Genomic DNA, 24,505 nt, shown 5'->3' with positions numbered 1-24,505 from the left:
AGTTACTGGACAAGCCGAACCGGGCTCGAATCTCGTAGTAGCAAAGGGATTGCAGTTTGACCGCGTTGACGATCTTCTCCGGCGTGTTCTGGTTGGCCCAGTTCAAGGCTTGGCCAAAAGCGTCCATCGTCGCGTCCAATTTGGCGGCTTGCGACTGGGACGCCTTGAGCTTACAGGAGACGGTCAGGACTTGGCTCATAAGTTCATTGTACTTCATCAAAGCGCATTCCTCCCGACACTGACCCTACGGGTACAGTGCGGGGCTCCTGCGATTTCTAGCTGAATGGCGATGATGACCGGACAGCGATAGGCGATAGTTGGTGCAGGGCTTGAAAGGAGGGAGCACGTGCTGGGTGGAGTTTTGGCGATTGCGGCTGCGATTGGCTTGGTGGTCTTGCTGTTGGAAGCAATTCGCTACCGCCGCTGGGGATCCGTTCGCCGCTGGCAACCGGCAGTGGGGCTGGGCTTGGTGGCCTTGGCGGCGCTGGGGTGCTGGCTGGGTCAGTTGCCGGATCTGATCCCCCTGGCTTTGTTGTTGGGGGGCCTGGTGGGGGTGGGTTTACTGGGGTTGAGTGGCTGCGGTCGGGCCGGGCAAGGGCTGGTGGTGCTGTTGCTCAGTTTGGCGGCCTGGCAAAGTCTGGCTATCGGCTCCCCCGGTCGCATCAGCGTTGCGGAGCAACATGGAATGCTCTTTCTGTGGGGCTGCGGCCTGGGGATGGGCTTGGTGGGGATCCCTTTGCTGGGGGTCTTGGCCGAAACAGAAGCTCTGTCCTTGCTGATGGCGCTGGGCCAGGGGTGGAGCGGCATTGCCGCCATAACCTGGGGATCTCGCCTGCTGGAGATGGGATCCCAGCCGGATCTCCCTTGGCAGGTGCTGTTGCCGGTGGGGCTGGCCGCCCTCAGCTTGGTGGCAGGCACTGTGCCGCTCTTGACCGCCTCAGAAGACTCCCCCGGGCTGCTGTCGGCAGTGGGGCATGGGGTGGGGTGGCTGGTGGCGCTGGCGCTGGCCTTGGCCTTGACCCGCAACGGCCTATACCAGGATCCCTTCTGGGCCTTGCTCTACGGGGTGGGGGTGCTGCTCTCGTGGGCCTTGCTTGCCTTGGAAAACCAGATGGGACAGGGGATCCCCGCGCTGGCAGGGGAACCTGCTCATGTCAGCGGGCCGGAGGCTTTAGCCGGTCGCGTCAGCGTTGCCGAGCAACAAGGACGGCTGCTCTGGCGGGCCTGTGTGGGCCTAACGCTGGTGGGGGGAGGAGCGCTGCTGGCGCTGCGATTGGGGGGATCCTACGGGGCGGCCCTCTTGGGGCTGGGATGTCTGGCTTTTCCCAGCCGTTGGGGGGCCATGGCCGCTTTGTTTTTGTCGGCCCGCCCTCTGCTGCAAAACCTGTTGCACCAGTTCAACCTGCAGGTTGCCGGGATCGACCTCACCCAACCCTATGTGTCGGCGGCGCTGTACCTGGGCATGGCGGGCATGGCGCTGGCGGCGCTCATTCACTGGCTATACGGGCCAGACAAACCCCTGCAGACGGGGATCGCTCTGACGCTGGCCAGCCTGGCTCTGCCGGTGGGGGTGGGCTACTTCATTCACGCTCAGCCGCAAGCGGCCTTCCTGTTGGGAGCCTTGACCACCGCCTTGATCCTGGCGGCGCTGCAGCCCATCCTCCTGCAGCAGGAGGGAAGAGGGGCGGAATCTCTGGGGATCCGAGGTTTGGGCCTGGCTGTGCTTGCCATTCTGGGATCCAACCTCAGCCGCGATTGGACGGTAACCGGCTTCCATGCCACCCGCTGGGAACGGGCGCTGGTGCTGGCCGGGGTGGTCGGGATCCTGGCGTTGATTCTCCTGCTCTGGCAAGGCTGGAGCCTATGGCACTCTGGGAGAATGCGCGCCCCCGCCCGCTGATGAAACCTGTTCCCCTGGGCACCCTCGGCACCTGGCAGGGGATCCTCGGCCCGGAACAAACCGCTGCAGCCCTGGGCAACCCCGGTGTGAAGGTGATCGGATCCCCGGCTTTGTTGACGTTGATCGAGCGGTGCAGCCACACCACCTTGCAGCCCTTCTACGAGCCGGAGGAAGCGGCGGTCGGGATCCGCTTTGCCTTGGAACATCGGTCGGCAGCGGTGGCGGGGGATCCCTTGCAGATGCGGGTCGAAGTCGTGGCAGTGGAGGGAAGACGCATTCGGTTTCACGTGGAGATCACCCAGCAGGAGCGGCTGGTGATGCAGGGATCCTACACCTGCCTGGTGGTCGATTTGCCCCGTTTTCTGGCCCGCTATGGATTGACCGCGGAGGATCCCAGTCGGTGCTCAAGCTGTTCGCGTTAGCGGGACGGAGTCCTTTGGGATTGCTGCTGGCCGTCTTTGTGGGAACTCTCTTGTTCTGGCCTCAACAGCTCATTCTGCGCTACCGCAAACCCTGGCAGGGACCCCTCGCCTGGATCTGGAAATGGCACGGGTGGGGGGGGTGGACTGTGCGGGGCAGCCGCCGTGGTTGGGAATGGCGTTGGGGATCCCTGCGCCTTCGCGGCCGTTGGCCGGCGCAGCGGGGAGAACGTTGCTCCCCCAGAGATTGGCCCTACCTGTGGAAGCTGGGCAAGCAGCTCCACATCCAATCTTGGCAAGGAGGGGTGGAAATTGGCTTTGCCGATCCGGCTTTGACGGGGCAATGCTTGGGACTAATCGCCGCTCTACCCCCTCAGTTGGCTCAACACCTGCGCTTGACCTTCACCCGCATCGGCTGGTGCGGACAGGGATCCCTGGTGGTTCGGTTTCGCGGCTGGCAGGTGCTGGGGCCGGCCTTGAAACTGGGGTGGCTCGCCCTATCGCGCCATCGGAAGGGATCCCCAGCAAAAATAGCCCATGGGACAGCTGGCGTCAGGAGCAAAGCGCTGGGGGGGGAACTGCAGCGCTGACGCGGTCAGGCCGGCTGCAGCGCCGGGCAGCAATTCAACAGAGGCATGACCTACCCGCCTCCCCCTTCGCCCTGGCCGTTGGTAGGGGTGGGGGCAGGTGCTGCAGGGATAATCGGCGGCACAATGTACTGGCGCAGGCAGCGTCGCTGCAGACAACTGCAAAACCAGATCCAAGCTTTGCAAGCTCCTGTTGTGGCGGCTCCTCGCGCTCTTCTGGCTCTTTCGGCTCCTCCTCCCGCCCTTCATCGGGGGGCAGCTCTTCTCGCCACTCTTCGGGCGGCTCCTCCCGTCGTTGCTAGACGAACTCAGCTAGAAATCGCAGGAGCCCCGCACTGTACCCGTAGGGTCAGTGCCGGGAGGAATGCGGAAGTTATGATAGAACTATGACCCAAGTCCTGACCGTATCCTGCAAGCTCAAGGTGTCCCAGTCGCAAGCCGCCAAATTGGACGCGACTTTGGAGGCTTTTGGCCAAGCCTTGAACTGGGTCAACCAGAACACGCCGGAGAAAGTCGTCAACGCCGTTAAGCTTCAGTCTCTGTGCTACCGCGAAATCCGCGCCCGGTTCGACTTGTCCAGTAACTTGGCTCAGCAGGTCTGCAGACGGCTGGCCGGCGCCCGTAAAGTTGCCCAACAGAAAAACCGCCCCGTCAAAGCGTTGTCGCTACGCGACGCTAACGCGAACAAGGGTGGCTTCGCTACCTACGACGCTCGTATCTTTTCGTTCCGCGAGAAAGACTGGACGGTGTCGCTGACCACGGTGGAGGGTCGGGAGCGCTTTGAGCTGGCGGTTGGCCGCTACCAGAGAGAACGGCTGGCGGGCTCCAATCCCAAATCTGCCACTCTGGTCAAGCGTAAAGACGGCTCCTACTCTATTCAGATCTGTGTGGAAACGGAACCGTGCCCACCGCAACGCACGGGTAGAGTGCTGGGGGTGGACTTGGGAAGGACAGATATTGCCCATACGTCAGAGGGTGATAACTGGAATGGACAGCAGTTGAACCGAATCCGAGACCACTACTCCCGGTTGAGGGCGGTACTCCAACGCAAAGCCAGTAAGGGCACACGCAGTTCGCGGCGCAGATGCAGAGAACTGTTGCAACGGCTGTCTGGCAAGGAGAGACGCTTTCAGTCGCGTCAGCGTTGCGTAGCAAAAACGTGGGTCAATCATCGCATCTCCAAAGCTATTGTCTCTAGGGCAAAAGCTACCAACAGCGCTATTGCTCTGGAAGACCTGACAGGGATCCGGGAAAGGGTCAATCAACAGCCACGCAGCAAAACCGAAAGGCGCAGGGCCAACAGTTGGGCGTTCTACCAACTACGTCAATTTCTGGAATACAAGGCGAGGGTTGCAGGGGTTTCTCTGATTCTTGTGCCGCCTGCTTACACGTCGCAGACCTGCCACCGGTGCTTGCACATTCATCCCGACCCTGCGCAATCCTATCGCAGTGGGAAGCAGTTTAAGTGTGGACACTGTGGATGGGAAGGGGATGCGGATTTGAATGGTGCGAATGTGATTGCGCTCTTGGGGGCTGCCGTAAACCAGCCTAGAGGTTCGGGCCTGTTTTGTTCTCTGGTAGGGCAGAGCAGGCTCAGGGCTACTGAAAGCCCGCTCCGTACCGCTTTAGCGGTCGGAGTCGGGTAGTTTACAGGACAATCCCTTTCACGACAACAGAAGAGATCCCGGAGCTGTTCTGCTTAAGACCTAGGGAGTCGGTGTGGCAGAGGGGATGCGCAGCTCCACAGCCGTATCCAGGCGAGAGCGTGGGGGTGGGGCTTCTCCCTGAGCCAGTTCTAGGTACTGGGCCAGCGGGTGATGCTCCTTCCAGCGGGATCCCACCTCAGCAGCCATCTGGGTGACTTGGATTTGATAAAGCTGGGCCAGCTCGGCAGCATTGAGGTTGCCCCGCTCCACCTGATCGCGACTGGCCTCGGCCAAGACATCCGCCACCAGGTTGCCTTGCTCATCAAACCGCCACAGTTCCAGGCGGCTGCGGGAACGCAGGCTCAACTCCGTTGGCGAAGCCGGTCGGGTGAGGACATCGACGCGGGCAATGACGATGGCTTCCAGGCCCAGGTAATCGAAAAATTGGCCTACTGCTTCGGGCTTGCGGCGATCCCACTCAAACAGTTCGTAGATGGGCCAGCCCACCTTCTGCAAAATGGGCTGAATGCGACGGTTGTCCAGAGGCACCACCTTCTCGCCGTTGGGGATCAAGCCCAGACGCACCGCCTCTATGGCCAGGCGCTGGCCCAACAGTTGGGTATGCTCCAACCCTCCCACCCCCAAAATGCCAAGGCGACGGCGGGGTTGAGGCCGAATCGGCACCTGCAAAACCACATCCACAGGGGTGGTCAGGCCCGCTTGCAGGAGGATCTCCTGCTCTGCCTTTTCATAGTCGGGGTGCCACACCGTCAACAGCCAACGCCCGGCTGGGGCTTGGTCTAGCTCAAAAGCGCCCCGCTCATCGGTTTGAATCGGCTGATTGGGGTTCTCCATGCCCTCCAACTGCACCTGTGCCCCCGCCACAGGTTGCCCCACGCTGTTGCTCACCTGCCCCACCAGCCGCGCCGTTCCCTGGGGCTGCCCTCTGTTTTGGGAGGGAAACAACGGCGTCAACCGCGGAATGGGGGTGGCCGGAGCCTGAGCCAGCGCTCCTGAAGCCAGTGCCAGCCAGCCGCAGAGGGCCAGACTGCCTGTTCGCGAGAGCGTTGCGTAGCGATAGCTAATCCTGTGCCGGAGAGGATGAAAGAAGAAAAAAGGCATGGCGAAGGTTGCACCCGGTAGTAGCAGTCGGTTCTATTCTGCTCCGCACCCCTGACGCGAACAGGGCAAGATCCTGCTGCAGGGATCCTCACCCCGAAAAGGGGTTGTTGGTTTGCCATTGTTGGACAAACACCGGCACCATGTTGCGCACCTGCAGCCGAAATAGGCCCGCTGCCGCATCTTCAAACATCGGATCCCCGCCCACATCATCCCGCCCATAGGCTTCGTAGTAGCGAGCCCGATCCCCAGGCCGATCCCTCTGCAAGTCCACCACCACCACCACCCCGCGGCTGCGCAACTGGTTGGGGGTGAAATTGGGAATTTCCACCGGCACCGTCGGGGCCACAAAGCGTAAGGCTGTATTCAGCAGAGAGTTGCCCTGGCGGTTGTAGTCCCGCGAGATCTGCATCTGGGTCAAAAGGATGTAGCGCAATCCCAGGGCATCCCCGATCACCTTCAGCTTGGCCAAATCGGAGGTGTAGCGCTCATCCCGATCCAACAACGTTAGGCCCTGGGTGAGGGGCAGAAGCGGCTCAAACCGAGGATCCGGCCCCAAAGGCCCCTTCAAGAGGATCACCGGTCGCTGGGGCTGCAACTCCTTCAGGGCCATGCTGAGGTGGCGGGCCAGCTCATCCGAGTAAACGGGTTCATCCGGCAAAAGGCCAATGCCCTCCGGCTGGCGGGTCGGTTCCCCGGGCGGCAGACGAATATCCTGAGTGGAGACAAAGCCGGCCCGGACTTCCACCTGGGTGCTGGTCAGGGGAAAACCCGGCACCTCCACATCCACCAAATACAGGCCGGCCGGCAGTTCCGGCAGCACGTAAGTGCCGTCGGCAGCAATGCGAACAGTTTGCTGGGGTTGGGTTGGCGTGGCGGCCAAGTGCAAAACCCCCGTCTGAACAGGTTGGCCGGCAATATCCAGCACCCGCCCGGTCACCACACCGCGGTTGCCTGGAGAGGGGACTCCCCCGTTCAGGACCTCTGTCCCGCCGTCGCCAACTTGAGCCTGAATATCCTGCAAACGGCGCAAAGCTGGGATCCCTGCTGCCACCACCCACAGATCCCGCTCCCCCAGCATCACCAGACCCGTCGGCTGTCCCTGCAGCCGCAGCGAGGCCACCAATCGCCCCGTCTGTAAATCCACCAGCTGCAGGCGGTCGCTATCGCGGGAGGTCACGTAAGCCCAACGTCCATCAGGGGAAAGGGCCAGCCGCGTCGGTCGCCAATCCAGGCCAACCCGCTGCAGGGCCTCGCCGCTGCGGCTCAGATCCAGCACCGTCAGGTCTTGGCTGCCCGAGTTGAGCACCACCAAGCGTTGCCGTTCGGCATCCAAAGCCATCGCTTCCGGAGTATTGCCGCCGCGCCAACGGGCCAACAACTCCCCATTGTCTGGGTTGACCACCAGCAAACTGAGGGGATCCTCCCCGGCTAGGCCCACAAACAGGGATCCCCGCTGCGCATCATAGGCCAGCGCCAAGGGGGGGCCGGGCATCGGCAAATTGCGGGCTTGCGGCTGCTCTGAGGGATCGCTTTGCGCACCGCTGACGCGCAGGGGAGCAGCCATCACCGCCAGACTTTGGGCAGAAGGCATGGAGGCGAAAACCCGCCCTGTGACCCCATCCACGGCAATATCCAAAACTCCCGCCGGCAACCCATAGGCCTGAATCAGCTCCCCCGTCAGCAGATCGAGGGCCACCAGCCCAGGGGCATTGGGGCCAGAGGCATAGACCACCTGCCGCGCCTCATCCACCCGCACCACACTGGGGGCAAACCCCACCGCCACCTGCCACAGGGGATCCCCGCTGGCCCCATCCAGCAGGGTCACGGCCTGCTCCTCCAACAGCCCAACCGCAACCCAGCCCCGATCCGGTACCCCATCGATGCGATCGGCAGAGCTGCGCAAGGGCAAAAGCCAATCCCCCTCTGTCCTCAGGCCGTTCCCGTCCGTCGAAAAGTTCTCCACCGCAGAGGAGGAGCCTGCTGCCGGCAAAGGGATCCCTTGCCCCAACACAGGGGATCCCAGCCCCAGCACACCACTCAGCACAACCAGCCATTGCCACCGCATGGCCTTCTCCACCCCACAGTCGCGCCTACTTTGACTCAGGAGATCCTCGCCCAACCAGCATAGCCAACCCGACTGTCCGCTCGCTGTCAGCAAACCCAAACACATTTTGACAGGCTGCCCAGACGAACATAGAATGGATATTCGCTGGTTTTGTCAGGATCAACCATGAAGGTGCGGCCTTCCGTCCGTCGGATCTGTGAGAAATGCCGAGTCATCCGCCGCCATGGTCGGGTGATGGTGATCTGTTCTTCCAACCCGAAGCACAAGCAGCGGCAGGGCTAGAGGTTCGATGCAGGATGTGTCCAGCCTGCAATGGGAGACAGAAGCGAGGGATCCCAACACAACTGAGCAAAACTTTGGCCAGATCTCTCGGCGAGCATAGATCCCAAGACCAGCATCTCCACGGCCACATCCCCCTGAATAAAAATCCCATCTCAGGCAGGCAACTTGGTTTGATTTGATTTCGATAAGGTACCCCTGACTATGGCACGGATTGCGGGAGTTGACATCCCCCGAGAAAAGCGAGTGGAGATTGCCCTGACCTATATTTACGGCATTGGGCTGACCCGCTCCCGCCAAATTTTGGCGAAGACCGGCATCAATCCGGATACTCGTACCCGCGACCTCACCGACGCTGAGGTGGCCGCCCTACGGACGGTGGTGGAGGGCGAATACCAGGTAGAAGGGGATCTGCGCCGCCAGGAGGCGATGAACATCAAGCGGCTGATCGACATCGGCACCTATCGAGGTCGTCGCCACCGCCTGGGTCTGCCCGTGCGTGGCCAGCGCACCCGCACCAATGCCCGCACCCGCAAGGGGGTCAGGAAAACGGTGGCCGGCAAGAAGAAAGCTCCTGCCAAGAAGTAGTCGCTCGGCTTTGCGCGGAAGGCAAAACTCTTCCACCATCCCGAATCCCAACCCCAAACAGTCGATTGCAAGGACACCTGGATCATGGCTCGGCAGCAACGGCGCGGACGTAAAGTCAAAAAGAACATCCCCAATGGGGTGGCCTACATTCAGTCCACCTTCAACAACACCATCGTCACCATCACGGATCCCAACGGCGATGTGGTGTCTTGGGCCTCGGCAGGTTCTACGGGCTTCAAAGGGGCCAAAAAGGGCACTCCCTTCGCCGCCCAAATGGCAGCAGAAAGTGCGGCGCGTCAAGCCATGGAGAACGGCATGCGCCAGATCGAAGTGATGGTGAGCGGGCCGGGAGCTGGTCGGGAAACCGCCATTCGCGCTCTACAGGCAACGGGCCTGGAAATTACTCTGATTCGAGATATTACCCCCATTCCCCACAACGGTTGCCGTCCTCCCAAGCGGCGGCGTGTCTGAAGGATCCCGCGTTGAGGGCCGGTCGAGCGTCTGTAGGAGTTTGCTCCAGAGCTACAGGTCTGCCCAAGCGTGAGATGACCTCGAAGTTTCATCAGTTCTCCAAACGGATGTCGAGCCAGACGGACGGGGCCACCATGACGATTCAAACCAGCCGAACCCTCTCCCACTCTCTGGGCAGCAGAGCGAGCGCAAGTGCTGTTGCCTACCAGACCGAGTGTGTCGAATCTCGTCGGGATGACAGTGGCGCTCACTACGGCAAATTTGCTTTGGGGCCGCTGGAGCGCGGCCAAGGGATCACGGTGGGCAACGCTTTGCGGCGGGTGTTGCTCTCCAATCTGGAGGGGACGGCGGTGACTGCTGTACGCATTGCCGGGGTGACCCACGAGTTTTCCACGGTGCCGGGGGTGCGGGAAGACGTGATGGAGATCCTTCTAAACATGAAGGAGCTGGTGCTGCGCTCCAGTTCCCCCGAGACTCAGGTGGGCCGCTTGGTGGCTCAGGGGCCAGGGGAAGTTACTGCTGAGAAGCTGCAATTGCCCAGCGATGTGGAGGTGATCAACCCCCGTCACCACATTGCCACCCTGGCGGAAGGGGCGATTTTGGAAATGGAGTTCATGATTGGCCGGGGACATGGCTACCGCGCCGTCGATTACTCCGACAGCAAAGCGATGGCGATTGATTTTCTGCAGATCGACTCTGTCTTCATGCCGGTGCGCAAGGTGAACTACGCTGTGGAAGCAGCTCGGGTGGGTCAATTCCTGGAAAAAGATCGGCTAGTATTGGAAATCTGGACCAACGGCAGCCTCACCCCGCAAGAGGCCCTCAGCCAAGCGGCCCGCATTTTGGTGGGCTTGTTCGCACCGCTGCAGGAGGTCAGCTTCGATGCTCCTGTGCCGCCCAAGCCAGACGAGGACAACCAAAAAAACCAGATCCCCATCGAGGAGCTACAGCTCTCGGTACGGGCCTACAACTGTCTGAAGCGAGCTCAGATCAACACGGTGGCCGATCTGCTGCTCTATACCGAGGAAGATCTGCTGGAGATCAAAAACTTTGGCCAGAAGTCTGCCGAAGAGGTGGTGCAGGCTTTGAAAGCCCGCTTTGGTCTGACACTGCCCCGCACCCGCGAAAAAGGCAAGGCCTAGAGTTTAGGTTCCGTCTCAAGCATCTGCACCGCTAGCACAACCGCGTCAAAACGCAAGGATCCCCGAAGAGTGTAGGACACAAGACAGAGGTTACCATGCGCCACCGCCGTCGTACCCCCCACCTCAATAAGCCCGCCGACCAGCGCAAGGCCCTGATGCGGGCGCTGACCACGGCTCTGCTGCGGGAAGGGCGGATCACCACCACCAAAGCCCGCGCCAAAGCCATTCGGGCCACCACCGAGAAGATGATTACCCTGGCCAAAGAGGGATCCCTGGCGGCGCGGCGACAGGCGCTGGCCTACATCTACGACAAGGAGCTGGTGCGCTCCCTGTTTGAGCAGGCTCCTGAGCGCTACCGGGATCGGCCCGGTGGCTATACCCGCATCTTGCGCACCGTGCATCGGCGGGGGGATGGAGCAGAAATGGCGGTCATCGAGCTGGTGTAGTGGAAAGGGATCCATGCCGTACCGTCGCATTGCCCTGAGAATTCAGTACCTCGGCAGCAGGTTCTATGGCTGGCAGCGCCAGGCAGCCCGCCGTACCGTGCAAGGGGTGCTGGAGGAGGCGATTGCGTCGCGGGCGGGGCATCCGGTAACCCTCTATGGGGCCGGTCGCACCGATACGGGGGTTCATGCTGCAGGCCAGGTGGCCCACTTCGACACCACCTCCGGCATCCCTGCGGCGGAGTGGTCGAGGGTGCTGAACGACTGTCTGCCGGAAGATGTGGTAGTGCTGGCTTCTGCTCAAGTGCCTGACTCCTGGCACGCCCGCTTTTCGGCTCGCTGGCGCCGTTACCGCTACCTGATCCTGAACCGGGAGCGACCGGATGTGTTCTGGCGCCTCTTTAGCTGGCAAGTGCGTTGGCCTCTGCAGGTGGAGCCGATGGCGGAAGCCCTGAATTCCCTGCTGGGGGAGCACAGCTTGGAAGCCTTCCGGCGGCGGGGATCGGATCGGCCCCACTCGCGGGTACAGGTGCAGGAGGTGCTCTGCCAGCGGCTGGGGGACTTGATCAGCATCGAGGTGCAGGCCAGCGGCTTCCTCTACCGGATGATGCGGCTCTTGGTGGGATCCCTAGAGGTGGTGGGCCGAGGCGAGCTCAGCCCAGCCCAATTTGTCCACCTGTGGCAACACAACGACTGGAGCCAGATGCGCACCCGCTACAGCGCTCCCCCGCAAGGGCTATGCCTGACGGATGTGGGCTATGCTGCGGATCCCTTCGGTCAACAGTTCGCCCACTCGCCGCCCTTTTGGGCCTTGCCCACAGAGCCTCCCTCCGCCCTCCGGTCGCCGGCTGCGTTGGCCCATTCCTGCGGTTGATCTGGGCGATCTCCAAGCTTGTCCTGATATGTTTCCTTGCCTGCCATGAACAAAACTCCCCTTCCCAACCCCGAAACTCTGGCGCCCCGCTGGTATCTGGTGGATGCTGCCAATCAGCGCCTGGGCCGCTTGGCCGCCGCTGTGGCCACCCTCTTGCGGGGTAAGCATAAACCGGACTTCACCCCTCACCTGGATACGGGGGACTATGTAATTGTGATCAACGCTGAGAAAGTGGTGGTCACCGGCAAAAAGCGCACCCAAAAGCTCTACCGCCGCCACTCTGGCCGTCCCGGCGGCATGAAAGTGGAAACCTTTGCCCAACTGCAGGCGCGCCTGCCGGAGCGGGTGGTGGAAAAAGCGGTCAAGGGAATGTTGCCCCACACCCGGTTGGGCCGGCGGCAATTCACCAAGTTGAAAGTTTATGTCGGGCCAAACCACCCTCATGAGGCCCAGCAACCCCAGGTTTATCCCCTCAACACGATCCCAGGAGCCAAACCATGACTCAAGCGAGCAGCCAACGAGCCGTTTATTGGGGAACGGGACGCCGCAAAACCGCCGTTGCCCGCGTGCGTTTGGTGCCCGGCACGGGCAAAATCATCATCAACGACAGGCCGGGAGACCAGTATCTGCAGTATCAAGAAGCCCTGCTGGCCAGTGTGAAGGGGCCGCTGGAGATCCTTGGTCTGGAAAACTCCTACGATATCCTAGTGCGAGCCCATGGCGGCGGCGTTCACGGCCAGGCGGATGCGATCAAGCTGGGGGTGGCGCGCGCCCTCTGCGAGGTGGATCCGGCCAATCGCGGCCCTTTGAAAGTAGAGGGTTATCTGAAACGGGATCCGCGCGCCGTGGAGCGGAAGAAATACGGCCTGCGCAAGGCCCGCAAGGCTCCCCAGTACTCGAAACGCTAGGGATCCCTGCCGTTGTTTTTAGAGGAAGATGTTGATAGACAAGGGTATAGAAACAGGCCCAGAGGAGGAAAGGGTTATGCCCAAGAAAGGATTGCACCCGCAGTGGTATCCAGAAGCCAAAGTCATCTGCAACGGCGAAGTGGTGATGACGGTGGGATCCACCAAGCCGGAGCTCAAGGTGGATGTTTGGTCGGGCAACCATCCCTTTTTCACCGGCAGCCAGAAGATCATCGACAGCGAAGGCCGGGTGGAGAAGTTCATGCGCAAATACGGCATGAGCGGTGGCAAAAAGGCCAAGTAGAGGTTCCCCCATCTGGGTGTGGGCAATACTTGGATTCCTGGGTATCGCAAGTCTATGGCTTCTGCTCAACTGATCGACCAGCTTAAGAATGTCGAAGCCACCTTTCAGGAGCTGACGGTGCGCTTGGCCGATCCGGACGTGGCCACGGATCCAGCTGAGCTGCAGCGGATTGCCAAGGCCCGCTCCTCCTTGGAGGCGACTGTCCAAGCCTTTCACGACTGGCAAAAGCTGAATCGCGATCTGCAACAGACGGAAGAACTTTTGCGGGAATCGGCCTCCGACCCGGAGCTGGAGGCGATGGCAAGAGCGGAACTTGAGCAACTGCGGGCCCGCCAAGAACAACTGGAGGAAAAGCTCACCCTGCTGCTGCTGCCCCGGGATCCCAACGACGAGAAAAACATTATGTTGGAGATTCGCGCCGGCACCGGTGGGGAGGAGGCGGCGCTGTGGGCGGCGGATCTGGCCCGCATGTACACCCGCTACGCCGAAAAGCTGGGCTGGTCGGTGCGTCTGGCGAGCCTCTCGGAAGGAGAGCTGGGGGGCTACAAAGAGGCGATCCTGGAGATTCAAGGGGATCAGGTGTACAGCAAGCTCAAGTTTGAAGCTGGCGTGCATCGGGTGCAGCGGGTGCCCGTCACCGAAGCGCAAGGCCGTGTCCACACCTCGACGGCCACGGTGGCGGTGATGCCAGAGGTGGACGAGGTGGAGGTGGTCATCGACCCGAAAGACATCGAAATCAAAACGGCACGTTCTGGGGGGGCAGGCGGCCAAAACGTGAACAAGGTGGAGACGGCGGTGGATCTTCTCCACAAGCCCACCGGGATCCGGGTGTTTTGTACCGAGGAGCGTTCCCAACTGCAGAACCGCCAGCGGGCCATGCAGATTTTGCGGGCCAAACTCTACGAGATGAAGCTGCAGGAGCAACAGGCCTCCATCAGCTCTGCTCGGCGCATGCAGGTGGGAACGGGATCCCGCTCGGAAAAAATTCGCACCTACAACTACAAGGACAACCGCGTTACCGACCACCGCCTTAACCAGAATTTCCCTCTGCAGCCCATCTTGGATGGGGAGCTGGACGAGTTGATCCAGGCTTGTATTGGCCTTTACCAAAAAGAGCTGTTGGCGGAGCTATCCTAGGCCAAGCTGAGTTACCGCCAGCGAATGGGATCCCTTCTCGAGGACCTTTCCTCTGCCGAGCTAGCGGTAGAATAAATACCCACGTCGAGTGCCTAAACCCCCATGCTGGCCGAATACCGCCAACACGCCGCTGCCCGCGAGGCCCAAGGGATCCCGCCGCTGCCCTTAAACGCTGCCCAGACCAGCCAGGTGTGCGAGCTCCTGAAGGCCCCGCCTGCTGGCGAAGAAGCCTTTTTGTTGCACCTCTTAACAGAGCGCGTCCCGCCGGGGGTCGATGAAGCCGCCTATGTGAAAGCGGGCTTTTTGGCCGCTGTGGCCAAGGAGGAGGTTGAATCCCCGTTGATCACTCCCCTGCGGGCGGTGGAGCTCTTGGGCACCATGCTGGGGGGCTACAACGTCCAGGTTTTGCTGGATCTGTTGCGGGATCCCCGGAGTGAGATTGCAGCGGCAGCAGCCCGCGCCCTCAGCCACACCCTGCTGGTTTTCGATGCCTTTCACGACGTGCTGGAGCTGAGCCAGTCCGGCAATGCCTATGCCCAACAGGTGATCGAGTCCTGGGCCAAGGGCGAATGGTTTACCGCCAAAGCTCCCCTGGCCGCAGCAATCACTGTAACAGTGTTCAAGGTTGCCGGCGAGATCAACACCGATGACCTTTCCCCCGCCGCCCACGCCACCACCCGCCCGGATATCCCCCTCCACGCCCAGGCCATGCTGGAGTCCCGCGCTCCGGGATCCCTGGCCGCCATTGCCGAGCTGAAGCGCCGTGGCCATCCCGTTGCCTTTGTGGGGGATGTGGTGGGCACCGGCTCCTCCCGCAAATCCGCCCTCAACTCACTCCTCTGGCACATCGGCCACGACATTCCCCATGTGCCCAACAAGCGGGCTGGGGGGGTGATCCTGGGGGGCACCATTGCGCCCATCTTCTTCAACACCGCCGAAGATGCCGGGGCCTTGCCCATCCAGTGCGATGTCTCCCGCTTGGAAACCGGCATGGTGGTTACCATTTGCCCCTACGAAGGCGTGATCCGCTCTGAGACCGGCCAGGTTCTCTCCACCTTTTCCCTGCGGCCCGTGACCCTCCCCGACGAAGTGCGGGCGGGGGGACGTATTCCCCTGTTGATTGGCCGTGCCCTCACCGACAAAACCCGCCAAGCTTTGGGTTTGCCTCCCTCCACCTTGTTTATCCGCCCCACTCCCCCGGCAGACACTGGCAAAGGCTATACCCTAGCGCAAAAAATCGTGGGCAAAGCCTGTGGGCTGCCAGGCGTGCGCCCGGGCACCAGTTGTGAGCCCCTCATTACCACGGTGGGATCCCAGGACACCACCGGCCCCATGACCCGCGATGAGCTGAAGGAGCTGGCCTGTCTGGGCTTCAACGCCGACCTAGTGCTGCAGAGCTTCTGCCACACCGCCGCCTATCCCAAGCCGGTGGACATCCAGATCCACAAAGAGCTGCCCGACTTTTTCGCTTCCCGCGGGGGCGTTGTCCTGCGTCCCGGCGATGGCATTATCCACTCCTGGCTCAACCGCATGCTCCTGCCGGATACCGTCGGCACCGGGGGCGACTCCCACACCCGCTTCCCCTTGGGGATCTCCTTCCCGGCGGGATCCGGTCTGGTGGCCTTTGCCGCCGCCATGGGGGTGATGCCCTTGGACATGCCGGAGTCGGTGCTGGTGCGCTTTAAGGGGGAACTGCAGCCGGGGATCACCCTGCGGGACATTGTCCATGCCATCCCCTACGTGGCCATTCAGAGGGGGCTGCTCACCGTTGAGAAAAAAGGCAAGAAAAACGTCTTTGCCGGGCGCATCATGGAGATCGAGGGCCTGCCGCATCTGAAGGTGGAGCAGGCCTTCGAGTTTACCGATGCCTCGGCAGAGCGCAACTGTGCCGGCTGTACCATCCAGCTGAGCCTCGAGACGGTCTCAGAATATCTGCGCTCCAACGTGGTGCTGCTGAAGAACATGATCGCCCGCGGCTATCAGGATGCGAGAACCTTGCTGCGGCGCATCGCCAAAATGGAAGCCTGGCTGGCCAACCCCAGCCTGATGGAAGCGGATGCCGACGCCGAATACGCCGAAGTCATCGAAATTGACCTCAGCACCATCACCGAGCCAATTGTCTGTGCCCCCAACGATCCCGACAAGGTGATGACCTTGAGCGAGGTCTATGCCCAACACGAAGCAGGCAATCCAGACACCCCCATCAAAATCGACGAGGTGTTCATCGGCTCCTGCATGACCAACATCGGCCACTACCGCGCCGCCGCTAAGGTTCTAGAAGGCCAAGGGCGGGCCAAGGTGCGCCAATTCTGGATCTGTCCACCCACCCGCATGGATGAGGCACAACTGCGCTCGGAAGGCGTATACGGCATCTTTGCTGCCGCCGGGGCCAGAACGGAAATGCCGGGATGCAGCTTGTGTATGGGCAACCAAGCCCGCGTGGAAGACGGGGCCACCGTCATGTCCACCTCCACCCGCAACTTCAACAACCGCATGGGCAAAGACGCGCGGGTTTATCTGGGATCCGCCGAGCTGGCCGCCGCCTGCGCCCTTTTGGGCCGGATCCCCACCCCTGAGGAGTACCGAGAGATCGTCTCCACCAAGATCCAGCCCTTTGCCGGCGAGCTGTACCGCTACCTCAACTTCCACGAGATCCCTGGCTTTGAGGACGAAGGACGGGTCATCCCGCGGCAGCACGTGGAGGAGCTGTCCAGGAGCCGTTCTTGAGCGAGAATAGGGGCTAGCTGCCCTGATAGCATGGCAGGGATCGCCCCATTGCCCTGGAGAAAGCTCAATGGCCCTGAATCCAAAGAGGATCCGCCGCATCCACCGCACCCTTGCCCCCATCCTGGCCTTGCCTTTGGTGGTAACGGTGCTGACGGGATCCCTGTATCAAATTGCCCGCCTTAACGAAAACTTCGACTACTACTGGCTGATCCAAATCCACAAAGGGCAGTGGGGCCCCCTCGACCTGCAAGCGGTTTACCCCTTCTTAAACGGACTGGGGCTGCTGGTGATGGTGGCCACCGGTCTCAGTATGTGGTTACCCACAAAACTTCATCGCCGCCCCAAACATACGGAGTCCCAGAGGGTTTTGGATGGATAAACCTGTAGGGTAAACACCTAAGAAACATTCCAGAAAACCCTACACTTCTCGGAATAGATTTGAATACACTAGAAGCATAGAGGTTTTGCTTGCACCTCTAAAGTTGAGCCCCGAAAGCTAAGCTAAAAACTCGAACTGGAAGTCAAAAAAGCAAAACAGAGGAGGAGGATGCTCTATGGCTCTTGTCCGCTGGGATCCATTTCGGGAAATTGACGAAATTCAACGGGAAATGAACCGGATGTTCGACCGGCTGATCCCTCGCACCACCGAAGCTGACGGCTTCGCCTTCATGCCGGCAGTGGAGATGCACGATGATCCCGAAACCATTACCCTGAAGCTGGAGCTGCCCGGCTTGAACCCCAACGACTTGGATATCCAAGCCACAGCCGAAGCGGTCTCCATCACTGGGGAACGGCGATTTGAGAAGCGCTCTGAAGACAAAGGGGTAACCCGGACTGAATTCCGTTACGGGCGCTTCCAACGGGTGATCCCGCTGCCGAACCGGATCAAACACGATCAGGTGAAAGCCGAATACAAAGATGGGATCCTCACCCTGACTCTGCCCAAAGCGGACTCTGAAAAAGCCCAAGTGGTTAAAGTGAGCGTTGTCTCCTGATGGCCTAGAGGTTAGGCAACTTCCTAATAGGGAAAAAGGATCCCATAGAGGTAGGCGATGAGCCTACCTTTTTTTACATTTCGGTTCAAGATTCCATGGCTTCCCAGCTCCCCTCTCCTTCTGGGAAAGGGGCCGGGGCAAGGGCAGGGGCAACGACCATAAACTGGCTTCGCTGCAGGGATCCCCAGCCTTCCCTAGCGAACTTAAACCGAACCCCATTTGACTTTTGCCCGCCGCTTTGGATAGGGTTTGAGTGCGCAACGGAGCCAAGGTTGAGAGCATGGCCAGCGTTACCTACGAACACGTTACCAAGCGCTACAGAGACACCACCGCCGTCCATGACCTGAACATCACCGTCGAAGACGGGGAATTTCTCGTCTTTGTCGGCCCCTCCGGCTGCGGCAAAACCACCTCCCTGCGCATGCTGGCCGGCTTGGAAGAAGTGAGCGCCGGATCCATCTACATCGGCGACCGGGTGGTGAACGATGTCCCCCCCAAGGATCGGGATATCGCCATGGTCTTCCAATCCTATGCCCTCTACCCCCACATGACCGTGGCCGAGAACATGGCCTTTGGCCTCAAGCTGCGCGGCCTGCCACGGGCGGAGATCGAAAGCCGGGTTAGGGGGGTGGCCAAGCGCCTTGGGATCGAACACCTGCTCAACCGCAAGCCCAAGGAACTTTCGGGTGGGCAACGGCAGCGGGTTGCCGTCGGGCGGGCCATCGTGCGCAATCCGGCGGTGTTTTTGATGGATGAGCCCCTCTCCAACTTGGATGCCAAGCTGCGGGTACAGGCGCGGGCCGAGATCAGCAAGTTGCACATGCAACTGGGCACCACCTTTATCTACGTTACCCACGACCAGGTGGAGGCCATGACCATGGGCAACCGCATCGCCGTCATGAAGGATGGCCGCCTGCAGCAGGTGGATACCCCCCACACCCTCTACACCCGCCCGGCCAACCTGTTTGTGGCCGGGTTCATCGGCAGCCCCGCCATGAATTTCTTCCAGGCCAAGCTGCGGGAGCAGGAGGGCACCCTCTGGATCGATACCGGCGCCTTCCGCGTGGCCATCCCGCCCCACCAGGCAGAGCCCTATTGGCAATACGTCGGCAAGTCGGTCATCTTCGGCATCCGCCCGGAAAACATCCACGATCCCCACTACCAACCCCCAGGGATCCAACCTGCCCCGGTGCGGGCTAAGGTCTCGGTAACGGAGCTGGTGGGCCATGAAGTAATCCTCTATCTCAGCACCAGCGACCGAGAAGGGATCCTGGCCGAGCAGGAGTTTATTGCCCGCGTGGATCCCCGTACCCAGCTGCGCGTCAACCAGTGGGCGGAAGTGATCTTCGACATGGATCGCTTCCACCTGTTCGATCCCGAAACCGAGCAGCGCCTAGGTTAAACCCTGGAATCGCTTTAGAATCCTAATAAGCTTAGAAAGGCAGGGATCCCTATGCCGGAGCAATCGACGTCCCGCTTGGTTCAGGCGCAGTTTGACGAATTTCCCTACCCGAATGTCCCGATTGAGCAGACGGTTACGGATAACTTCGCGCTGTTTGCCAACAGCCTCACCACCGCTTACTATCGCCGCAACCGCAAGGTGGTCAAACCCGAGGGCAAAGTGATGCTCAACGCCGGCTGTGGCTCCGGCTGGGAAACCCTTGTGCTGGCCACGGCCAATCCGGGTGCCACCTTCGTCGGGGTGGACATCTCGGCAGAATCCCTGAAAATGGCCCGGCAGCGCTTCGAGTTCCACCAGATCAAAGAGGCGCGTTTCGAGGTGATGGACATCACCGACCTGCAAGCCTTGGGGGAGCAATTCGATTTCATCGCCTGCAACGACGTGCTCTACCTACTGGACGATCCGGTGGCGGGGCTGAAAGGCATGCGCCAAGTCCTCAAACCGGACGGCATCATCCGCACCAATGTCCACAGCCTTTACCAGCGCCAGTTTATTTTCAACATGCAGGATGCCATGGAGCTGCTGGGGGTGATGGATGAGCCGGCTGCCAAAGCCGTTCCCATCCTCAGGGAGCTGATGGATGCCCTTCACGAGGGCAGCTTCGTCAAAAGCCACTGGCAGGGGGATGCCATCAAAACCACCAATGGGATCCTGGCCAACTTTCTGCTGCGCAGCGACAAAGGCTTTACCGTACCTCAGGTCTTTGAGATGCTCCGCCAGGCCGGGCTGGAGTTCATCAGCATGGTCAATTGGCAGCAGTGGAAGCTGGAGCGGGTCCTCACCAAGCCCGTTCCCTACGCTCTGCGCCAAATCAAAAAGCTCAACCAAGAGGAGCTGCTGCACTTTATCGAGTTAATCTTTCCTAACCTGACCCGCCTGATCGACTTCTGGTGTGGCCACCCCACCGGGGCGACTTCTCCTCAACCCTTCAGCAGCGAGGAATGGAGAAATGGCTTGGTACAGGCGCATCCTCTGCTGCTGAGGCTCAACGCCAAGGCTGCCTTTGAGAATGCCATCCGCGACAATGGCCCGGTCAACATCAACGGCTGGCCCGGCTCCGAGGGCAACATCACCATCGATCCCTTCTCGGTGCGCTGGTTGATCGATGTTTTTGGAGAAGAGCCTGTTCCTGTACAGGCCCTGGCGGCCAAGGCGCTAGATCTCATGGATTGGACCCCCGAAGAGGCCTTTAACCAAGTGGTGGCCAATCTCAAGTTCCTGGAAGAGCGGCTGGTGGTGCTGTTGGACTCTCCCCTGCGTTAACAGGACTTGCTCCCTCAGGAGCTGTCCTTCCCAATTTATGACGCCCCCTTATCTCATTCTGGGAGAAACGGTTGAGGTATGGGTGCAGTGTCCCAGTTGGAATTGCAATGGCCACACACGCTGTCCCACCTAAGGCTGGGATCCGGATCCCTCTGAGTCTGCTTTGAGTACCCTGATTTGCTCGGCCCGAATGGCCGCTGGGATCCCCCCTTCCGCATCGACATTGACGGCAAACCGAACAGTGCCTTCCATTTCCACCGCATCGCCTGGGCGCAGATCCAGCCAACTGGCAGAACGGCCAAGGCGGGTCACTTGAACATCCTCAGCGGGAACCACCGAGACCCACGTGCCCGCGTAGCGCTCCAAGCTGGGACTTACTTTCTCCAAATTGACCCCAATCCAGCCCTCCTTGCGGTTGAGCAGCCGCACCGTTCCCGTTAGCTGAAAAGGTTGAGCCTCTTCTGATAACTGGATCGGCTCGCGGAGAACCACCGTATTCAAAGGCTGCAGCCGAGCCAACTCCACCCGCCACCCTTGGGCCTGGCGATAGAGGGTAACCTCCATAACTGCGCGCAGCCGACCCTCCGGCAAAGGCTCGTAGAAGCCCAACTGAGAGCGAAAAGGGCGAAACCGGGGATCCTCCCGATCCGGCTCTGTTAAAAATCGTTGCAGCTCCTCGGCGGTGAACTGGAAACGCAAAGTCGGCACCACCGCTTCTGGCTTCAGGATTGCCTCCACCCGGAAAATGGCCGTATTGCCCACCGCTTGAATGGGGGTGAGGGTAAACTCCTCCGCTGAGGGCCACGATTGATCCAAGGCCCCCGGAGGGATCCCTTTTAGCAGCCGCGGAGTGAGCAGGGCTTCTGCGGTGGCAAAATCGCGGGCATTGGCCGCCTGGACAAACTCCCGCAGCGTTTCCTCCGCCGTTTTGGCCTGCCAGCAACCCCCCAGAGGCAGCAAAGCCAGCACCAAGAAAAACCACGCTCTCACATCCACACCCTCCCCAATCTCCCTGCAGGTAACAGTCCTAGGGGTTCTCGGTTGGAGATGCAGAATTTTCACCGGGATCCGCTGCTTCTGTCTCTTCTGGGTTTTCCGACTGGGATCCCGAAGCAGCAGGTGGCTTATCCGGCTGCCACACTTCAATTCGCCAGCCGCGATCTTGCTGGTAGAGGGTGATCTTGACGCGGGAGGTTACCGTCTCTCCCTCCAGGCGCATCCCCACCAACTGGGGGGCCAACTGCTGATAGGTCGGATCCGCCAGATCCGGCTGGGTCAAATACTTGCGCAACGTCAAGGGATCCAGCCCCAGGCGCTGGGCCGCATCCTCCAGCGAGTCGGTGCCCTCCACCCAGACATAGGCCGTCTTCCCGGTCACCTCTTGGTTGCGCACCTGCACGTTTTTCCCCACCGTGCCCCAAATCGAAGGCAGGGATCCCGGCCGGAGGGCATTGCTGAAGCGCTCCGTCAGGTAGCTGTCTGCCGTGCCCCAGTCCCCCTTCTCGGCAGCAGCGATGAAAGTGCTCACCACCTGGTCAGGAGTTTGCACAGGAGCTGCCTGGGTACAGGCGATCCCTCCTGCCAAGGCGGCAGCAGCAATCCAGACGGGGAAACGACGCACCATGAACATCCCTCAACCACAAGCGGCATCGCTCTCCTAGGCTACCAGACTTTTTCCATCTTCTCCTCTGCCTGTTTACGGAAGACCCAGTGCAGCTCCGGCAAGGTGGTAGGATAATTCAGCAGCCTAGTTAGCGAAGCCATGGGGATCCCCACCACTGCCGATGAATGTAACGAGCTGGGCATCTCTCACTGCTTGAAGGCCCAGCAAGCCAAAACCTCGCGGGAGCGACGTGCGGCTTGGGCCATGGCTCTGGCAGCTTGGCGGCAGGGTTTGGATCTCGATCCCAACCATCTCCCCTCCCAGTTCAATCGCCTCCATGCCCTTTTGGCCTTGGGAAGCGGCTACACGGCCCTCCAAGAGGGAAAAGAGCTGCTCTCCCGGCTTTTGACCCAGCGTTACCTAGAAGATCCCAGATTGGGCCTAACCGGATCCCAGCCCAGGCTGGCTTGGGATCCCCCCCGCTTGGCTTTCGCCGGCAAAAAGGCCCGCCGCTCTTCTAAGGCCGCTTCTGCTTCCCGCCTTGGCCCCCGCGAGCGCTACCTCCACACTCTGGCCCGTTGGCTGGCCCACCACAGCGGAGTCGTTTACCGACCGGAGCCATTGCCCTACTGGCGGCTGGCTGCAGCCATTGACCCAGAGGATCTAGAGGCGCAAATGGTGGTTGCCATGAATGCGGCAGCGCAGGCGCAGCCGGAAGGGGCTTTCTTGCTGCAGAAAATAGCCGACCATTTCCCTGGGCAGAAGGACAGGGCCCTGCAAGTGCTGCAACTGGCTCTAGATCGCTACATTCCGCGGCAGGATCCCTCCAAGGCGGAGTCGGATTCAGCAGAGCAAGAGTTAGAAACGCCTCCTAACGGAGATCCAGCCTCGGAGGCGGTGGCCAGTATGGAAATTTGGACTCAGTATGAGGGGTACAAGCTAAGGCTAGAGCCAGATCTTAAAAGCATTGTGACCTTCGTCCTCCTGGCTCAAGATCGCTGGTTTGAGAGTGAAATCGAGCTGTGTCGGCAAATCCTCAAGCCGGGCATGAACGCCATTGACGTTGGGGCCAACGTTGGGGTTTACACCTTTCTCTTTGCCCGCTGTGTGGGCAAGGCTGGGAAAGTCTATGCCATCGAGCCCACGCCGGGGTGTTTGCAGTGCTTGCGGGCAACTGTTGCTCAAAACCAACTCGATCCCTCTGTACAGGTCGTGGAAGCTGCAGTTGGCGAAGAGCCTCGGGAAGTTTATTTGGTTTGCGAAGGGGCCAGCGTTTTCAACCGCATCGTCACGGATCCCATGTCGGTTGTGGAAGAAACCCAGCCGGTGCAGCAAATCACCTTGGACGAGTTGTGGATCTCAGAGAGCAAGCCCACCATCGATCTGCTCAAAATTGACGCGGAAGGGGCAGAGGTTCCTGTTCTGAAGGGGGGGAGAAAGCTGATCGAGACCTGCAGCCCGGTAATCCTGTTTGAAAACCAAAATGTCGGCCAGTTTTCAGGTTTGGAGTCGGCGAAGCTTCTCGCCGAATTAGGCTATCTCATTTATGTTTACAACCCGATGATCCAAGATCTCAGTACCGTTCAGGCTTCTGTGCAACTGCCAACTGCGCTAAACTTGGTTGCCGTGCATCCGAATCGCTTTTCTCTGGCGAGCAAAGCTGGTCTGATCTAGCCGTTTCTGTGGAGTAGAACAATGCCTTTCCCGATTAGCGAGATCCTCGGCAAAGACATGCCTTTTATCCGAATTGCAGACGTGGGGGCGATGTTTCTGGGCGGCGATAACTTCGACAAGCTGGTTCAGGAAGGACATGCCCAGGTGATAGGATTTGAGCCCCAAAAAGAAGAATGCGAAAAGCTCAACGCCAGAGCCCTAGCCGAGGCTCCTCGCGCCGACAAAGTGAAGCGGCAGTACTTTCCCTACTTCATTGGGGATGGATCCCGCCGCAAGTTCTATTTCACCAATGCCGGCTACACCTCCTCTCTTTACGAGCCCGATCAGGAGCTAGCCCAGCATTTTGAGAACTTGGCGGAAGTTTCTCGGGTAACTCGGGTCGAGGAAGTCCAGACTACCCGCTTGGATGACATTCCAGAACTGGGCGAAGTGGACTTTCTCAAGATGGATGTTCAGGGAGCTGAGCTGGATGTTATCCGGGGCGCTAGAAAAACTCTACAGAGTGTTACTGTTATCCAAACAGAAGTCGAGTACATCCCTCTCTACAAAGGCCAACCTCTTTTCAGCGACGTAGATATTGCCCTTAGGGAAGAAGGCTTTCTCCTCCACGGCATGACCAGCAACTTTGGCGCCTGCCTCAAGCCTTTCTCCTCCAGAACCTATCGCCCTTACACCCAAGTGTTGTGGTGCGACTATGTTTACGTCAAAAACTTTATGCACTTGGGTCGGCTTTCCTCGCGCCAGCGGCTGGCAATGGCGGTGGTTTTGCATGAGATTTACCTGTCCTACGATCTGGTAGCTTTCATCCTGGGCGTCCATGACCAAATTGCCCAAACCCGTTACAAAGACTTCTACCTGGCCAGGATGTTTGCCGCTCTCAATGTCTCTTAAATTGCTCA

Annotated in this window: 25 protein-coding genes and 1 pseudogene; 21 read left to right on the top strand and 5 right to left on the bottom strand. The window is 60.2% G+C overall.

Annotated elements, in window-relative coordinates; genetic code table 11:
- A pseudogene (locus ACVWXZ_RS03480) lies at positions 1–199 on the bottom strand (RNA-guided endonuclease TnpB family protein); the annotation flags it as partial.
- 147 nt (positions 200–346) lie between these two features.
- On the opposite strand from ACVWXZ_RS03480, the gene ACVWXZ_RS03475 reads away from it, so the two are divergent.
- The 4 genes from ACVWXZ_RS03475 to ACVWXZ_RS03460 all read left to right on the top strand — a co-directional run bounded on the left by ACVWXZ_RS03475 (position 347) and on the right by ACVWXZ_RS03460 (position 4,552).
- Positions 347–1,900, top strand: coding sequence for a hypothetical protein (locus ACVWXZ_RS03475; RefSeq protein ID WP_457402609.1), 1,554 nt, complete (start codon positions 347–349; stop codon positions 1,898–1,900).
- Entirely contained in the window at positions 1,864–2,322 is a 459-nt protein-coding gene (locus tag ACVWXZ_RS03470) for a thioesterase family protein (protein WP_457402608.1), read from the top strand. Before ACVWXZ_RS03475 ends, ACVWXZ_RS03470 begins: the two co-directional genes overlap by 37 nt.
- A complete protein-coding gene (locus tag ACVWXZ_RS03465; RefSeq protein WP_457402607.1) occupies positions 2,301–2,909 on the top strand; it encodes a hypothetical protein in 609 nt (202 codons plus the stop codon). The genes ACVWXZ_RS03470 and ACVWXZ_RS03465 overlap by 22 nt, the downstream gene beginning before the upstream one ends.
- A gap of 383 nt (positions 2,910–3,292) precedes the next feature.
- Positions 3,293–4,552, top strand: a complete 1,260-nt coding sequence (locus ACVWXZ_RS03460; protein WP_457482159.1) for an RNA-guided endonuclease InsQ/TnpB family protein — start codon at positions 3,293–3,295, stop codon at positions 4,550–4,552.
- Between the two features lie 60 nt (positions 4,553–4,612).
- Here the strand turns inward: ACVWXZ_RS03460 and ACVWXZ_RS03455 are convergent, their stop codons facing one another.
- Positions 4,613–5,674 (bottom strand): carboxypeptidase-like regulatory domain-containing protein, encoded by a 1,062-nt coding sequence (locus ACVWXZ_RS03455; RefSeq protein ID WP_457402604.1) that lies wholly within the window; start codon positions 5,672–5,674, stop codon positions 4,613–4,615.
- Between the two features lie 88 nt (positions 5,675–5,762).
- Complete coding sequence (locus ACVWXZ_RS03450; protein ID WP_457482158.1) at positions 5,763–7,739, bottom strand: carboxypeptidase regulatory-like domain-containing protein; 1,977 nt, start codon at positions 7,737–7,739, stop codon at positions 5,763–5,765.
- Between the two features lie 165 nt (positions 7,740–7,904).
- Between ACVWXZ_RS03450 and rpmJ the strand changes: the two genes are divergently transcribed.
- From rpmJ to ACVWXZ_RS03375, 15 genes are all read left to right on the top strand, one after another.
- Positions 7,905–8,021, top strand: a complete 117-nt coding sequence (rpmJ, locus tag ACVWXZ_RS03445) for a 50S ribosomal protein L36 (protein WP_011433187.1) — start codon at positions 7,905–7,907, stop codon at positions 8,019–8,021.
- Between the two features lie 201 nt (positions 8,022–8,222).
- Positions 8,223–8,606 carry a 30S ribosomal protein S13 gene (gene rpsM / locus ACVWXZ_RS03440; protein ID WP_011433188.1) on the top strand — a complete coding sequence of 128 codons (384 nt, stop codon included), beginning with the start codon at positions 8,223–8,225 and terminating at the stop codon, positions 8,604–8,606.
- An 84-nt stretch (positions 8,607–8,690) separates the two neighbouring features.
- Complete coding sequence (gene rpsK, locus ACVWXZ_RS03435; protein ID WP_011433189.1) at positions 8,691–9,077, top strand: 30S ribosomal protein S11; 387 nt, start codon at positions 8,691–8,693, stop codon at positions 9,075–9,077.
- A gap of 134 nt (positions 9,078–9,211) precedes the next feature.
- The gene (locus tag ACVWXZ_RS03430; protein ID WP_457394471.1) at positions 9,212–10,219 is read left to right on the top strand and encodes a DNA-directed RNA polymerase subunit alpha; all 1,008 of its coding nucleotides are present in this window, start codon (positions 9,212–9,214) and stop codon (positions 10,217–10,219) included.
- Positions 10,220–10,314: 95 nt separating this feature from the next.
- Positions 10,315–10,665 (top strand): 50S ribosomal protein L17, encoded by a 351-nt coding sequence (rplQ, locus tag ACVWXZ_RS03425; protein ID WP_011433191.1) that lies wholly within the window; start codon positions 10,315–10,317, stop codon positions 10,663–10,665.
- Between the two features lie 13 nt (positions 10,666–10,678).
- Complete coding sequence (gene truA / locus ACVWXZ_RS03420) at positions 10,679–11,536, top strand: tRNA pseudouridine(38-40) synthase TruA (protein ID WP_414424562.1); 858 nt, start codon at positions 10,679–10,681, stop codon at positions 11,534–11,536.
- Between the two features lie 45 nt (positions 11,537–11,581).
- Complete coding sequence (gene rplM, locus ACVWXZ_RS03415) at positions 11,582–12,037, top strand: 50S ribosomal protein L13 (RefSeq protein WP_457482157.1); 456 nt, start codon at positions 11,582–11,584, stop codon at positions 12,035–12,037.
- Positions 12,034–12,444: a 30S ribosomal protein S9 gene (gene rpsI / locus ACVWXZ_RS03410; protein ID WP_011433194.1), complete on the top strand. Its 411-nt coding sequence runs from the start codon at positions 12,034–12,036 to the stop codon at positions 12,442–12,444. Before rplM ends, rpsI begins: the two co-directional genes overlap by 4 nt.
- A gap of 76 nt (positions 12,445–12,520) precedes the next feature.
- Positions 12,521–12,745 (top strand): 50S ribosomal protein L31, encoded by a 225-nt coding sequence (gene rpmE / locus ACVWXZ_RS03405; protein ID WP_011433195.1) that lies wholly within the window; start codon positions 12,521–12,523, stop codon positions 12,743–12,745.
- A gap of 54 nt (positions 12,746–12,799) precedes the next feature.
- Complete coding sequence (prfA, locus tag ACVWXZ_RS03400) at positions 12,800–13,882, top strand: peptide chain release factor 1 (protein WP_457482156.1); 1,083 nt, start codon at positions 12,800–12,802, stop codon at positions 13,880–13,882.
- A 102-nt stretch (positions 13,883–13,984) separates the two neighbouring features.
- Positions 13,985–16,609, top strand: a complete 2,625-nt coding sequence (gene acnB / locus ACVWXZ_RS03395; protein WP_457482155.1) for a bifunctional aconitate hydratase 2/2-methylisocitrate dehydratase — start codon at positions 13,985–13,987, stop codon at positions 16,607–16,609.
- A gap of 67 nt (positions 16,610–16,676) precedes the next feature.
- The gene (locus tag ACVWXZ_RS03390; RefSeq protein ID WP_414383494.1) at positions 16,677–16,988 is read left to right on the top strand and encodes a PepSY domain-containing protein; all 312 of its coding nucleotides are present in this window, start codon (positions 16,677–16,679) and stop codon (positions 16,986–16,988) included.
- Positions 16,989–17,163: 175 nt separating this feature from the next.
- Positions 17,164–17,604, top strand: a complete 441-nt coding sequence (locus ACVWXZ_RS03385; RefSeq protein WP_011433199.1) for an Hsp20/alpha crystallin family protein — start codon at positions 17,164–17,166, stop codon at positions 17,602–17,604.
- A 280-nt stretch (positions 17,605–17,884) separates the two neighbouring features.
- A complete protein-coding gene (locus ACVWXZ_RS03380; protein WP_457442842.1) occupies positions 17,885–19,006 on the top strand; it encodes an ABC transporter ATP-binding protein in 1,122 nt (373 codons plus the stop codon).
- A gap of 51 nt (positions 19,007–19,057) precedes the next feature.
- On the top strand, positions 19,058–20,329 hold the full coding sequence (locus ACVWXZ_RS03375) for a class I SAM-dependent methyltransferase (RefSeq protein ID WP_457482154.1): 1,272 nt from the start codon (positions 19,058–19,060) through the stop codon (positions 20,327–20,329).
- Positions 20,330–20,458: 129 nt separating this feature from the next.
- Here ACVWXZ_RS03375 and ACVWXZ_RS03370 read toward each other — a convergent pair whose 3' ends face one another.
- Complete coding sequence (locus tag ACVWXZ_RS03370) at positions 20,459–21,325, bottom strand: hypothetical protein (RefSeq protein WP_457482153.1); 867 nt, start codon at positions 21,323–21,325, stop codon at positions 20,459–20,461.
- 31 nt (positions 21,326–21,356) lie between these two features.
- Entirely contained in the window at positions 21,357–21,953 is a 597-nt protein-coding gene (locus tag ACVWXZ_RS03365; protein ID WP_143597107.1) for a hypothetical protein, read from the bottom strand.
- A gap of 138 nt (positions 21,954–22,091) precedes the next feature.
- On the opposite strand from ACVWXZ_RS03365, the gene ACVWXZ_RS03360 reads away from it, so the two are divergent.
- Positions 22,092–23,606, top strand: coding sequence for an FkbM family methyltransferase (locus tag ACVWXZ_RS03360; protein ID WP_457482152.1), 1,515 nt, complete (start codon positions 22,092–22,094; stop codon positions 23,604–23,606).
- Between the two features lie 21 nt (positions 23,607–23,627).
- Positions 23,628–24,497, top strand: a complete 870-nt coding sequence (locus ACVWXZ_RS03355) for an FkbM family methyltransferase (protein ID WP_457482151.1) — start codon at positions 23,628–23,630, stop codon at positions 24,495–24,497.
- Positions 24,498–24,505: the final 8 nt, after the last annotated feature.

It is taken from the genome of Thermostichus sp. MS-CIW-38, assembly GCF_054058415.1.
This window is presented reverse-complemented; position numbering and strand designations above follow the sequence as displayed.